At 46.7% G+C, this 14,414-nt stretch carries 11 protein-coding genes; 5 read left to right on the top strand and 6 right to left on the bottom strand.

Features of this window, described 5'->3' with window-relative positions:
• Nucleotides 1-293 precede the first annotated feature (293 nt).
• From BIW15_RS12420 to dhaR, 4 genes are all read left to right on the top strand, one after another.
• Complete coding sequence (locus tag BIW15_RS12420; RefSeq protein WP_005487444.1) at nt 294-2,246, top strand: PTS mannitol transporter subunit IICBA; 1,953 nt, start codon at nt 294-296, stop codon at nt 2,244-2,246.
• A gap of 112 nt (nt 2,247-2,358) precedes the next feature.
• On the top strand, nt 2,359-3,507 hold the full coding sequence (locus BIW15_RS12415; protein WP_015296208.1) for a mannitol-1-phosphate 5-dehydrogenase: 1,149 nt from the start codon (nt 2,359-2,361) through the stop codon (nt 3,505-3,507).
• A gap of 57 nt (nt 3,508-3,564) precedes the next feature.
• A complete protein-coding gene (locus BIW15_RS12410) occupies nt 3,565-4,095 on the top strand; it encodes an MltR family transcriptional regulator (protein WP_005392227.1) in 531 nt (176 codons plus the stop codon).
• Nucleotides 4,096-4,243: 148 nt separating this feature from the next.
• A complete protein-coding gene (dhaR, locus tag BIW15_RS12405) occupies nt 4,244-6,169 on the top strand; it encodes a dihydroxyacetone kinase operon transcriptional regulator DhaR (RefSeq protein WP_077281122.1) in 1,926 nt (641 codons plus the stop codon).
• Between the two features lie 77 nt (nt 6,170-6,246).
• Here dhaR and ptsP read toward each other — a convergent pair whose 3' ends face one another.
• From ptsP to dhaK, 3 genes are read right to left on the bottom strand one after another with little or no spacing between them, the layout of a single operon-like run.
• Complete coding sequence (gene ptsP, locus BIW15_RS12400) at nt 6,247-8,646, bottom strand: phosphoenolpyruvate--protein phosphotransferase (RefSeq protein WP_077281121.1); 2,400 nt, start codon at nt 8,644-8,646, stop codon at nt 6,247-6,249.
• Between the two features lies 1 nt (nt 8,647).
• A complete protein-coding gene (gene dhaL / locus BIW15_RS12395) occupies nt 8,648-9,283 on the bottom strand; it encodes a dihydroxyacetone kinase subunit DhaL (protein WP_005379705.1) in 636 nt (211 codons plus the stop codon).
• Nucleotides 9,284-9,298: 15 nt separating this feature from the next.
• Nucleotides 9,299-10,357, bottom strand: a complete 1,059-nt coding sequence (gene dhaK / locus BIW15_RS12390) for a dihydroxyacetone kinase subunit DhaK (protein ID WP_077281120.1) — start codon at nt 10,355-10,357, stop codon at nt 9,299-9,301.
• A gap of 353 nt (nt 10,358-10,710) precedes the next feature.
• On the opposite strand from dhaK, the gene BIW15_RS12385 reads away from it, so the two are divergent.
• On the top strand, nt 10,711-11,793 hold the full coding sequence (locus BIW15_RS12385) for a glycerol dehydrogenase (RefSeq protein ID WP_025631419.1): 1,083 nt from the start codon (nt 10,711-10,713) through the stop codon (nt 11,791-11,793).
• A gap of 54 nt (nt 11,794-11,847) precedes the next feature.
• Here BIW15_RS12385 and BIW15_RS12380 read toward each other — a convergent pair whose 3' ends face one another.
• The 3 genes from BIW15_RS12380 to BIW15_RS12370 all read right to left on the bottom strand — a co-directional run bounded on the left by BIW15_RS12380 (nt 11,848) and on the right by BIW15_RS12370 (nt 14,398).
• Nucleotides 11,848-13,233 (bottom strand): heavy metal sensor histidine kinase, encoded by a 1,386-nt coding sequence (locus BIW15_RS12380; RefSeq protein ID WP_077281119.1) that lies wholly within the window; start codon nt 13,231-13,233, stop codon nt 11,848-11,850.
• A complete protein-coding gene (locus tag BIW15_RS12375) occupies nt 13,226-13,918 on the bottom strand; it encodes a heavy metal response regulator transcription factor (protein WP_025612964.1) in 693 nt (230 codons plus the stop codon). The genes BIW15_RS12380 and BIW15_RS12375 overlap by 8 nt, the downstream gene beginning before the upstream one ends.
• 102 nt (nt 13,919-14,020) lie before the next feature.
• Complete coding sequence (locus tag BIW15_RS12370; protein ID WP_024700382.1) at nt 14,021-14,398, bottom strand: DUF3316 domain-containing protein; 378 nt, start codon at nt 14,396-14,398, stop codon at nt 14,021-14,023.
• Between the last annotated feature and the right edge of the window lie 16 nt (nt 14,399-14,414).

Here is a 14,414-nt window from a genome sequence, read left to right as displayed (position 1 = left end):
CACAATGAATTTTGATTTTATATTTGTCAGAAGATCGAATTGATCACTAATATTTTTATTGACAGATTTGAAAGTCATTTTTTGTTATTAAGTTACATATCAATTAATTGATCGTTATCACTTAAAAAATGCTTTTCATTCGAAGAAATGCGGGGGTTGATCACGAAAAACCCGTCGTCAGTTCCAATTGGAAAATGTGTGGTAAATTGATTGGGTACTAAGCAATCAAACAAGCGGTTTTGGCGAACCGTTTACGACAACATATTCATCAGAACATCGAACGGGGAATTGTTATGATATCACCAGATGCCAAGATCAAGATACAAAATTTTGGTCGTTTTCTGTCAAACATGGTAATGCCTAACATCGGCGCGTTTATCGCGTGGGGCTTTATCACTGCTCTATTTATCCCAACTGGATGGCTACCAAATGAGACGTTAGCTTCCATGGTTGGGCCTATGATCACTTACTTGCTGCCACTACTTATCGGTTACACCGGTGGTAAGTTAGTGGGTGGCGATCGCGGCGCGGTCGTTGGTGCAATCACAACCATGGGCGTGATCGTCGGTACCGACATCCCAATGTTTATGGGCGCAATGATGGTTGGCCCAATGGGTGGCTGGGCAATCAAAAAATTCGATAACTACATCGACGGTAAAGTAAAAAGCGGCTTCGAGATGTTGGTCAACAACTTCTCTGCGGGCATCATCGGTATGCTGTGCGCCATTCTGGCTTTCTTCCTTATCGGCCCATTTGTCAAAGTGCTTTCAGGCGCATTGGCAGCTGGCGTAAACTTCCTTGTTTCAGCGCACCTTCTGCCACTGACTTCTATTTTTGTTGAGCCAGCGAAGATCCTGTTCCTAAATAACGCGATCAACCACGGCATCTTCTCTCCACTGGGTATTCAGCAAGCGTCTGAGACTGGTCAATCGATCTTCTTCTTGATCGAAGCGAACCCTGGTCCGGGCTTGGGTATCCTGCTGGCTTACATGGTGTTTGGCAAAGGTACGGCTCGCCAAACGGCTGGCGGTGCATCCATCATCCATTTCTTCGGTGGCATTCACGAGATTTACTTCCCGTATATTCTAATGAACCCACGTCTGATCCTTGCAGCTATTGCAGGTGGTATGACTGGCGTGTTCGTTCTAACCATGTTTAACGCGGGCATCGTTTCTCCAGCATCACCAGGTTCAATCTTTGCAATCTTGTTGATGACTCAGAAAGGCTCAATTGTTGGCGTTCTTGCCTCTATCGCGGCAGCAACAGGCGTGTCATTCGCGGTTGCATCTCTGCTGATGAAAACGCAAACCTCGACAGAGGAAGATGGCGATGAAGCGGCACTAGAAAAAGCCACATCGCAAATGAAAGACATGAAATCTGCATCGAAAAACGGCGCAGTGGTAAACAACGAAAGCAAAGGTGACGTAGACCTAGCGACAGTGCAAAGCATCATTGTCGCTTGTGATGCGGGCATGGGCTCAAGCGCCATGGGTGCGAGCATGCTACGTAAGAAAGTTCAGGACGCAGGTCTGAACGTCCACGTAACCAACCTTGCTATCAACAGCTTACCAGAGAGTGCAGATATCGTGATTACTCATAAAGACTTGACGGATCGTGCACGTAAGCATGCTCCAAACGCACACCACATTTCATTGACTAACTTCCTAGACAGCGAAATGTACAACCAGCTAGTCACCAAGTTACTGGCAGCACAAAAACAGTCGGCTGCGAATGACGATCAAATGGTCAAAGTATCGGTACTTGCTGCCAACGACGACAGCTTTGAGCCACAACAGCCATCGGTTTTCCAAATCCAGCGTGAAAACATTCATCTAGGTTTGAAAGCAGCCAACAAAGAAGAAGCCATCCGCTTTGCAGGCAACAAATTGGTTGAACTTGGCTACGCAGAACCAGAATACGTAGACGCGATGTTTGAACGTGAAGCGTTGGTTCCAACTTACCTTGGCGAGTCTATCGCGGTTCCTCATGGCACCGTAGAAGCGAAAGACCGCGTGAAGAAAACTGGCATTGTAATCTGCCAATACCCATCGGGTATCCAATTTACTGAAGATGACGACGATGTCGCGAAACTGGTTATCGGCATTGCCGCTAAGAACGATGAGCACATCCAGGTGATCACTACCATTACGAACGCGCTCGATGAGCCGGAAGCAATTGAGAAGCTAACCAGCACCAACGATGTAGAAGAAATTCTTAACATCCTTGGCGGTCAACAAGCGGCTTAATTACTCCTTTAATTTGCTCCTGAGGCAAACGAGGTCAGCTGTCACCCCCTATGCGGTTGGCCTCACCCTAGTTTCGTAAGTCAACATTTTCAGATATTGGTAGGTAAGAATTATGAAAAACGCAGTTCATTTTGGTGCAGGTAACATCGGTCGTGGTTTCATCGGAAAACTCTTAGCAGACGCAGAAGTCGAGGTCACTTTCGCTGACGTTGATGTGCCGTTGGTAGACCAGCTCAGCCATAAACAAGAATACAAAGTGAAAGTCGTGGGCACCGAGTGTCAAATCGACACCGTTACCCACGTCACAGCGGTAAACTCAGCCAGTGAAGACGTGATTGATCGCATCGTCAAAACCGATTTAGTCACCACAGCAGTTGGTCCAAACGTATTAGACATCATCGCGAAAACCATCGCGAAAGGTATCGCCAAACGTTTTGAAGCTGGCAATGACGCGCCACTTAACATCATCGCCTGTGAAAATATGGTGCGTGGCACAACGCACCTAAAAGGTGAAGTGTACAAACACTTAGATAAATCATTGCATGCAAAAGCAGACGAGTTGGTTGGCTTTGTTGATTCCGCTGTCGATCGCATCGTGCCACCAGCAGAAGCCGCCAACGATGACCCATTGGAAGTGACGGTTGAAAGCTTCAGCGAATGGATTGTCGATGAGCAACAGTTCAAGGGCGACATCCCAAACATTGCTGGCATGGAAAAAACCAACAACCTAATGGCCTTTGTCGAACGTAAGCTGTTCACCCTAAACACAGGTCACTGTATTACCGCTTATTTAGGCTGTTTGAAAGGCCATCGCACCATTCGCGAAGCGATTGAAGACCCAAACATTCATGCCGAAGTAAAACAAGCAATGCAGGAAAGTGGCGAAGTGTTGATTCGTCGTTACGGCTTCGACCGCGACATGCACAATGCCTACATCGAAAAGATTTTAGGTCGCTTCGCCAACCCATATTTAGTGGATGAAGTGGATCGCGTTGGACGACAACCAATTCGTAAATTGGGTGCAAATGATAGATTAGTAAAGCCATTACTCGGTACAATCGAGTATGGCACTGAAAATCAAACACTTTTGAAAGGGATCGCAGCGGCGTTGAAATACACCAACGACACCGATCCGCAAGCGGTTGAGCTACAGACCTCATTAAAAGAGGTTGGCGTGACAAAAACGCTAGCAAAATACACAGGTCTGGCTGAAGACAGTGTTGAAGTGGCTCAAATCGAGTCGCTTTACAACCAGCTTTGATTGACTCAGGGGGAGCTCTGCTCCCCTTAATATAATAATGAAACAACTGATCAGTATATGGCAGATAACATCAACGAAACCGAGATTATTGAACGACTCAACAGCGCACCATCGGTACGAGGCTTCTTTATTGCGACCGTCGACGTATTTAACGAATCCATCGACGGACTCATCCAAAGAATCTTCCGTAAAGATAACTTTGCTGTGCAATCGGTCGTCGGCCCATTACTGCAAGATTCAGGACCGCTTGGCGACTTATCGGTTCGTTTGAAGTTATTGTTTGGTCTAGGTGTATTACCCGACGACATCTACCACGATATCGAAGACATCATTAAGCTGAAAAACCAACTGAACAGCGATGCATCGGACTACGAGTTCACTGACCCGAATATCCTAGAACCGATCAAAAAACTGCATCTGGTGAAGAAAATGGGCATGGTACAATTGGAAGTCAACGAACCCGATGACGACATCGATCTTGAGTTTTACCAACTCCAGCTTCAGCGCCAACAACAAATCATTAAGTCCGGCCTGTCACTCGCGATTGTCGAAATTTGCAATGAACTGGGCAAGGACAGCCCTTTTTAACCCAACCTCCGGCAAGGAATGCCTTCTCAACTAGCCTCTTTTCTTTGCGTATCCTTTCTGTATAACGTGCGTGAAAGCCATCACAGTCCATATTCGTATGTCTCTGTAATATCGGACCAATCTATCGCTGGCATTGAAACGGTATGGCATGCTTTCAATCGAAGACACTAAAACCAAATGGGAGTTTTTCCAGAAACACCATTGGGTATCTCCAGAGTTTTCCCGCACTCCCGTACTTGAGTCGTGGGAGCGTTGCATAAAGCAATGCAGCCCTTATACCTGGTCAAAACCACATATTGCCTCTGGCTTTACCTTCTCATCTCTGATGAAACGCAACGAGCACCTCATCGAATGCGCCACTACCGTACTTGAAGACACTTACGACATGCTGGGAGACGAAGACCTGCTATTGATGGTAACTGACGGCAACGGCTGCGTTCTTTCCGTTGTGGGACATCACTCAATGCAACAAGAGATGCAAGTGCTCGGCATTAAACAAGGCTGCTTTCTGTCTGAAGGGAAAATTGGCACAAATGCGGTCAATCTCTGTATTAGTACTCATATCCCGTGTGAAGTGTTCGCAGCAGAACATTTCAATCGCCACTTACATCCTTATGCCTCTGTAGCTGCGCCTGTTTTCGACCAGTTTGGCAAGTTACGCGGCACAACATGCCTTCTCAAAAAAGCAGAGAGCTATAAGAAAGAAAACTTGGTCATCATCGCGTCGAGTGCGAAAGAAGTCAGTTTGCAAATCCATATTCAGTCGGAACAAGAAAACATTAACCGCCTCACTTGTGCTCACAACGCAACACTAGAATGTATGGATGACGGCCTTCTGGCCTGGGATGAAGAAAGCCGTATCACCATGGTAAATCATCAATCAGAGCGCTTGTTAAACATTGAAGCCAGTCAGGTTTTGGATAAAGAAGTCTTTTCTGTTTTACGTTTCCCGCCAAATGTCCTCAATAGTCTTGAGTCGGGTGCAAGCATCAACCGCAAGCTCACAACGGTAGAAGTTCGTGGCGAGTTTGTTGAGGCAATCATCACCTTGCGTCCACTCAACGACGGCACACACTTATTGTTTTTGCACCCTATCGATAAAATTCGCGAACTTGCTCAACAACAAATAGGTGGTAGTGCGCGCTATACATTCAGCACTTTGCCTGTCATTTCACGAAAAATGAAGCATGTCATTACCGTGGCAAAACGGGCCATAAAGTCAAAATCACCAATTCTAATTACGGGTGAAGAAGGTGTAGGAAAAGCCACTCTCGCCATGGCGATTCATAACGAAAGCACCTACAAAGAAGGGCCGTTCATTACGCTCAACTGCCGCTCCATCAATACAGAGCAACTGGTCAAAGAAACCCTGGGGTACGACGAAGGGCAAGGCATGCCTTCTAAGTTTGAACTCGCCCATGGCGGTACGCTCTTTTTAGAAAAGGTGGAATATCTGTCACCCGATTTACAAGCCGTGTTACTTAAGTTGTTAAAAACTGGGCTCGTCAGCCGCAGCGACAGTTTGCGATTGATCCCCGTAGACTTTCAACTTATTACGAGCACCGCTTCAGAGATCAGCGAGTATGTCACTCAGCGCTCATTCGGCCGGCAACTTTATTACGAAATATCCTCGAACGAGCTGTATATTCCGCCACTACGAAAACGTAAAGAAGACATTGAATTTCTCGTCCAGCAACTTATCAGCCATTATGAACGCCGCCACAATGTGACGATCTCGATAGAGCCAGTCGCACTGGAAGCGTTGATGAATTTTCGTTGGTCAGGCAACAACTCTGAATTAAGAAATCGAACTGAGCGAATTTTGCTTAACCGCAGTTCCAACTTAATCAAGCTGAACGATATTCCTGAAGACATTAAACTGAATTCTCGCCATACCGCAGAAAATACGCCAGTAATCACGTTAGAAGAAGCCGAGAGAAGAGCTATCGTTCAGGCTTGGAATCAGTGTGATGGCAAAATGCATGATATGGCGAAAGCATTGCAAATTGGCCGCACGACCTTATGGAGAAAAATTAATAAGTTTGGGCTGCAGGAGCAAATGAAGCTGTATTAAGCCAAGAAGTGGCGTTCCTACAAAAGTAAAACCGGCGTAAGCACGCCGGTATAGATGTACTAACGACAAGATGTCGATTAAACATCAACAGACAACTGACGAATCTGCGCTTTTAGTCCCGGTAGCAGACTAGGACTGGCGCTGAATTTTTGTAACCCAACACGAAGTAATGTGTCTGTGGCATTTGGATCGCCTGCCATCTCACCGCACATACTGACCGGTATGCCCGCACGATCGCCTGCTGCACAAGTGAGTTCAATGGCTTTTAGTACCGATGGTTCAAAGTAGTTCACCAATTCAGCAACGGCGGCGTTGCCTCGATCGGCAGCCATAACATATTGAGTCAAATCATTGGTGCCAATAGAGAAAAAGTCGACTTCTTGTGCTAACGAATCAGCATTCAACACCGCGGCTGGTACTTCAATCATAATACCGACAGGCAAATGAGTCGCATCCAAGCCGAGTTGGTTTGCTTGATGCGCCAACAGCGCTTTTACTTTTCTCACTTCTTCAACCTGAGCCACCATCGGTATCATCAATTGAATATTCGGTTGCTCGTGAAAGGCTCTCAGAATGGCTCGAAGTTGGGCGGTAAACAATGACTCATGTTGAAGGCACAACCGCACCCCTCTCAGACCTAAAAATGGATTATCTTCCGCTGGCATAGGGTAAGCAACTAAAGGCTTATCACCGCCAACATCTAGACTACGAATCGTAAGTGGCTTATCGCCAAGTGCGGCGGCAATATCACGATACACTTGGTATTGCGCTTCCTCAGTCGGCAACTCATCACTGTTTTGAAATAGAAACTCAGTCCGGAATAGACCAACGCCCTCTGCTCCTGATGTTAGTGCATCATCAATATCTTTCGGTCCACCAATATTGGCGAATACTGGAATATGGACACCATCACAGGTGACTGCGGCTTGCTGAGCACTCGCTAGTGCACTTTGTCGGGTGCTTTGCCACTCTATTTGTTGCGCTTCTAATTCCTGCTGTACGGAATCTGAAGGAGAGAACCATAAATGCCCTCGGAAGCCATCAATAGTCACCACTTGACCAGCACGCACAGCATCAAGGCAGCCCTGAGCTTTAACGATGGCAGGAATCCCCATCGCACGAGCAAGAATCGCACTGTGAGAGGTTTTCCCTCCTTCACTCAAACAGATACCAAGCACTTTCGATTTATCAAGCCCGGCCACATCAGAAGGCATCAGGTCGCGGGCCAACAAAACACTCGGTTCCTGAATGTCGATGGCATTAGGCGTTAAGCCTGTCATTTCAACCATAACTTGCCGTGCGATATCATGCACATCTGCTTCGCGTTCCCGCATGTACTGGCTTTCAGCCTGGCGAAACTCGTCGGCCAACGTTTGCAGTGATTCTACCCAAGCTTGCTCGGCTATCATGCCCGTTTGAATTCGCGACTCGACCGATGCCCATAATTCTGGGTCACTGAGCATCATGCTATGAGCGGAAAATATTTCCCCTTTCGGCAGCTTCGCTTGCTCCTGCAAATGTTGAACAACCACGCCTATCGCACGCTTAACCCGTTCAATTTCATCTTGTTCACTTTGGAAATCACGTTCAGGCACAGCTGGCATTTCATGAGTAAAAAGGACAGCAGGAGCAGTAGCGATACCGTCATTGACTCGAATACCAACAACAGCACCTTCAATCTGACTTGAAGCCATGTCATCGAGCAAAGTATCCGTGCACTCTTCAGATTCGGTAATGCCTTGCTCAACCGCCTCTTTTTCTCCGAAGTGCTCATGAGCTAAGGCTTCAAATGCCTGAATTGCTTCACTGGATTGAGGTCCGAGTGCGCACAGCGTGATCGTCTCTTGGCTACGAACGCCAAGTTTCGCAATGCTGTTTAAGCTTTTCGCGTTCACACGGCGCTCGCCTTTTTTCAACCATAATTGGCAGTCAAAAGGCGCGAGTGCACCAACAATGGCCGCAGCGGGACGAGCATGTAATCCATGCGGATTTTGCACTACCCAATCAAATGTCCGTTCTTGCTCAAAGCTGTCTGATACTGGCGCTATCTCAGCGGATGTTAGTGGCTGATCACCAAGATGCTCTTGTTTTACACTTAACGCATTCTGTGCCTCTTCGACTACCGTCGATAAAGGTAATCCGGCGGCAGCAGCCACCGACGCCGCCATGGTTCCTTCAACAATAGGAGCCGAGATAAGGGTGACATTTTCCCTCACATGATCATCAATCAGATCCAGAGCCATTTCCGTGCTAAGCAACGCGCTGCCAAGATCCATCAACACAACAACCCCTTGTTGATCATGTACCTGCTCAATCGCTTCCATCACGGCAATGGCATCGGTTCCGATCGGGTTCTCTGGGTCATCAATCCCCGCCGCAATCGCAAGCTTGGCTTTGCCTTGCGTCATTTGGGTGGCAAGTTCGGCCACCCCTTCAGCAAGGCGACGACTATGAGATACAACAACAATTCCCACCATCTTAATTACCTGCTATTGCCTGCTGTAGTGCTTTAATCATTAACAAAGAAGAGGTTGCGCCGGGGTCTTGGTGACCAATACTACGTTCACCTAAATAGCTTGCTCGCCCTTTTTTCGCCAACATTTCAATCGTGGCAACCGCATTTGTTTCTGCTAGCTCAACCATTTCATTCAGTAAATGATCGGCGCTCATGCCATTTTCTAACGACGCCTTCACGCTAACCAAAACGGGTAACCAAACATCACACATGGTTTTATCACCCAGTTCCGCTTTACCACGAGACACCACGCCATCCACACCGCTTTTTAGTGCATCAACCAACTCTTCAAACGTTAGTTGCTCTCGAGTTCCGACAGCGGCAGCCGTGCGAATAAACAGCGTGCCATACAGCGGGCCACTTGCCCCACCGACACTAGAAAGCAAGGTCATGCCCGTATTCTTGAGAATGCTGCCGATATTTTGGTCCGCAAATTGCGGCAGTTTTTCAGCAACTTTTTTAAAGCCTCGGTTCATATTGAGACCATGGTCTGCGTCACCAATATCACGATCAAGGTCGGTCAGAAAATCTTGATTCTCTTGATACGTTTTCGCACATAACTCTAACCAGTGAACGATATGTTGTTTTTCAATTTGCATGTTTGCTCCCCCCTGTTACCACTTGATTGCAGCCGTATCGACAGGAGCATCAAACAGCTCCAACATCTCTTTATCTGCTTTCAGCAACGTAATTGAAACGCCTTCCATATCAAGTGACGTACAAAAGTTACCGACAATATTACGCACGATACGGAACCCCGCTTGCTCGCAGTTATGGGCAAGACGGCGGTACACTCCGTAAAGCTCAGAAATTGGCGTTCCGCCCATACCATTCACCATCACAATGTAGTAGTGTTCAGCGGCGAAAGGCTCAATGCTGGATTCCACTTCATCCCATTCACCTTCGTCACGATTCCAAATACGCAATGTGCGCTGATAAGGCGTGTTTTCAGCAACTTCAGCAAACATCTCATCCACTAACGTATCGGCGTCGGTGTATTTCACTCGCTTGATACCTGGTTCACCATGGATACCAACACCAAACTCCACTTCATCATCTTCCAGAACAAAAGATGGTTTACCCGCAGCTGGCACAACACAAGCATTAAGCGCCACGCCAAATGAACGACAGTGATTATTAACGCGACGAGCCAGTGCTTCACATTGCTCCAGCGAATAACCTTTGTTCGCGGCAGCACCAACTAACTTCTCAACTAATACCGTTCCAGCAACACCACGACGACCAGCGGTGTACAGGCTGTCTTTGACCGCAACATCGTCATCCACCAACACCGCCCCAACTTTGATGCCATCGGTATGAAGCAACTCCACGGCCGTTTCAAAGTTCAACACGTCTCCGGTGTAGTTTTTAATAATAAATAGCACGCCTTCACCAGTATTCACTTGGTTACCACATTCGTACATTTGATCTGGCGTAGGTGAAGTAAATACCTCTCCAGGGCAAGCGCCTGTCAGCATGCCTTTACCAATAAAACCTGCGTGTAAAGGTTCATGACCACAGCCACCACCAGAAACCAATGCCACTTGCCCCGGCGTTTCCTCATGCCACATGTAACGAGGTTCGTAGTTAGCTTTTAGCTCAGGGCGGGACAATGCCAGGCCTTCCATTTGCTGCAATACAACATCATCGACTTGGTTAATTAACTTTTTCATCGTTCTATCTCATTCCATTTATATTTTTATGTAGGGTATGAATTCATCTTAAACAGAGAAAAAGCGTACTCAACAAAAATCAATCCGTTTCATATTGAAACAAAACCTTCGACATTCTTGTTTCAATATGAAACGAAAAACGACAAATTTTCCTGAATAGTGATCGTCGCCATAAAGCATGCTGATGCTTATTACTTCTGACAGTCAGTTTGGCACAGAGGTCATAAAAGCATGGCACAAAACCAGAGATATCCTTCACCACTTACCACACCAAACCTAATATAAACCTTATCCCTACAATGGATATTCATTGCAGTCCAAAACACACATAAAAAAGGTTAAAGGTTTGAATTATGGACAAAATTATTATCAGCCCAAGCAAATACGTCCAAGGTGAACAAGTACTTACATCTATCGCTCACTATGTGAAAACATTAGGTGAACGTCCGTTAGTAATTGCTGATGAATTCGTGACTAACCTGGTTGGTGATGACGTCAAACAAAGCTTTGCTGACGAAAAGCTTCCACTCACTATGAACATTTTTGGTGGCGAATGTTCGCGCGTTGAGATTGAACGCATCACGGACATTTGTGCTACTCAAAAACACGATGTCATTGTCGGTATTGGCGGTGGTAAAACCTTAGATACAGCAAAAGCCGTTGCGTTTTACACCAAAATTCCTGTCGTGGTGGTTCCTACGATTGCCTCGACTGATGCGCCAACCTCTGCTCTTGCGGTGATATACACACCAGAAGGTGAATTTGCGGAATACTTGATGATCCCTAAAAATCCAGACATGGTCATCATGGATACATCAGTCATCGCCAAAGCCCCAGTTCGCCTACTGGTATCGGGGATGGGTGACGCGCTTTCCACCTACTTTGAAGCCAGAGCCAACATGACCTCTGGTAAGGCAACAATGGCTGGTGGTTTAGCGACACGTTCAGCGCAAGCGCTTGCGAAGCTCTGTTATGAAACCTTGCTTGAAGATGGTTTAAAAGCAAAAGCTGCGGTAGAAAATGGTGTGAGCACCAAAGCGGTAGAAAATATTATTGAAGCCAACACATACCTAAGCGGTATCGGTTTTGAAAGCAGTGGCCTGGCGGGCGCTCACGCTATTCATAACGGCCTAACCAAGCTCGAAGAGTGTCACCATCTCTATCATGGTGAGAAAGTCGCGTTCGGCACACTTGTTCAATTGGTGCTAGAAAACGCAGCGATGGAAGAGATTAATACGGTTCTCGCCTTCTGCCGCTCTGTAGGTCTACCAACCAACTTATTTGATATGGGCGTTAAAGAGCTTAATCACGATAAGTTGCGCGAGGTCGCCGAAGCTTCAACGGCCGAGGGAGAAACCATCCACAATATGCCATTCCCAGTTACGGCAGAAAATGTCTACTCTGCTATTCTAACCGCTCATCAACTGGGCCAATAACCCAAATAACTTCAAACAAGTTTGAGTCTCAAAAGGCAAGTCAAGACTTGCCTTTTATGCTTCAACTGACTTATCACTTCCATTGACACCTGCCGATGGCAACATCATAACAAACCGCGTCTTGTCTTTATCTGATGTTACTTTTATCTGTCCTTCATACGCCTGCACGATAGATTGGGTAATCGACAAACCTAGCCCTGCACCTACGCTACCTACATGTTGGCGAGATTTATCTGCGCGATAAAAACGGTCGAAAAGGTACGGTAAATTTTGCTCGGCAATGGTGTCACCTTGGTTGCGGACCGATATCGTCACCTGTTCATCAACCGCTTGAACGTCAATCACAATGGTTGAATCAGCATACGCATGACGAATCGCGTTGGAGAGCAAATTGCCCACCGCACGCTCAAACATGTTTTTGTCCATATAGAGCTGACCGTCGCCTGAACTCACGATTCGCACCTCGGCATCTTCGGCCAATATTTCAAAATACGCGACCAAGCGGTCGATTTCCTCCTGCACCGCAAACACTTCGTCATGGCGATGAATGAGCTTGTTTTCAGCCTTGGCAATGTAGAGCAAATCGTTGATGGTTTTCGTGATGCGGTTGAGTTCTTCCAACGTTGAGGCAATCGCATCCTGATACTCTTCAGACGTTCGACACACACCTAAAATGACCTGATTTTGCGTAGTAATGTTGGTGAGTGGCGTTTTTAACTCATGTGCTATATCAGAAGAAAACTCGCTCAAGCGGCGAAAACCAGTTTGCAACCTATCGAGCATCGCGTTGTGTTTGTTGGCTAACTCGCGCAGTTCTATTGGCAACGAATCGGGGTCGAGACGAATGCCCATTTGCTCTGGTGATATCTGTTGAATGTGCTGATTCAATCCCACAATCGGCTTCAACCCACGTTTTACCATCCAACCGCTCAACGCGGAAGAAATCACAAACGCCAAACCGAGCGCCCAAAACAAAATCCAGTCGAGTTTATCCAAAAACAAAATATGGTGATTGATACTCATACCGAGCACCACCTGATACTCCCCAGCTTGAAACGCAAACGCGCGAATATTCAGCGAGTCCTCACTCCATTCGATGGCACGCTCGTGATTTAAGACCTGAGGAGAGCTAATGCTGTAGGCTCGGTTCTGAGGAATCGTCAGGCTCGAATTCTGATAGACGTTCTGCTTGCCTTCAAACACCCATATGTAGAGCGTGCTGTTATTCGCTTGCTTGAACACGTCCTCTGGCGAGCGTATTAATTCTTTCTCAATGGCATTGAACTTACTGGAAATATAGCTGAAATCTTGCGAATAAAAGTGGCGCTCAATGGCGTACTGTAGGATGAAAGCCAAAGAAAAATAGGTCACAAACGTCATACTAACAAACATCAGCACGAGCTTGTTTTTCATGGAAAAAGGCAGCGAGAACTTAGGCATCGCGACTCTCTTCGAGTTTGTAGCCCATCCCTCTGACAGTGTGAATCAGTGGTTTATCGAACGGTTTGTCCACTTTGCTACGCAGACGTTTGACCGCCACATCAATCACATTGGTATCGCTGTCAAAGTTCATATCCCACACTAACGACGCAATGGTGGTACGTGAAAGCACTTGGCCAGTTTTGCGCATCAACAACTCAAGCAGGGCATATTCTTTGGCGGTAAGCAACATCGACTGCCCCGCGCGCGTGGCAACGCGCTTGATCATATCAAGTTCTAAATCTGCCACACGTAATGTTTGCGGCGATGCGACCACTTGCGCGGCAATATGATGACGAAATACGTTTTGAACACGCGCCAGTAGCTCTGCAAACGCGTAAGGTTTTACCACATAGTCATTGGCACCCAGCTCAAAACCGCGCACGCGATCTTCCACTTGCTCCTTCGCTGTCAGCATGATCACTGGGGTGTGAATGCCACTACTGCGCAATGTGTTAAGCACCTGCCAACCATCGAGTTTAGGCAACATAATGTCGAGGAGGATTAAGTCATATTCTTCACTGGTAGCGTGATAAAGCCCATCGACCCCATCATGCACTAAATCCACCACATACCCAGATTCAATCAAACCTTTTTGCAGATATTCTCCGGCTTTGTGCTCATCTTCGACGATCAATATTTTCAACTTTACTTACCTGGTGTGTTAGCGGGAGGATGAGAACCCAGTATAAAGATCGAAAAAGAGCATGATGTGAACCACACCATACTCTTCCTCCTTGGTAAACCATTATCGATTGTTATCGCGTTCGGCATAATGCACTTTGACATTCACTTTGCCCAAATATTCCAACTGACCATCTTCATTCATGCGTTCTTGCACGGTCACGAAGCCTCCATCTTTTAAATGCGTACTGCGAGACTTCACATTAAACGTCAGGATATTGAGCTCTTTATTCAGTTCACGAGCCGACATGGTTTTAAGTGAATTGAGTTCAGACAGTGCCTGTTGATAAGCCTCATCTGACGTTGCTGTCGGCGTAACTGAGATGGTTTTCATCTCTTCGCGGCTCACGTAGTTGCCACCAGTGAAAAGTGGTTGAGCGAATGCAGATGCGCTAGTCATTGCCATTACCGTTACAAAAAAAGCAGTTTTGATTGCGTTCATGTTGTTAACCTTTGAG

The organism is Vibrio sp. SALL6, assembly GCF_002002385.1.
GTDB lineage: Bacteria > Pseudomonadota > Gammaproteobacteria > Enterobacterales > Vibrionaceae > Vibrio > Vibrio parahaemolyticus.
This window is presented reverse-complemented; position numbering and strand designations above follow the sequence as displayed.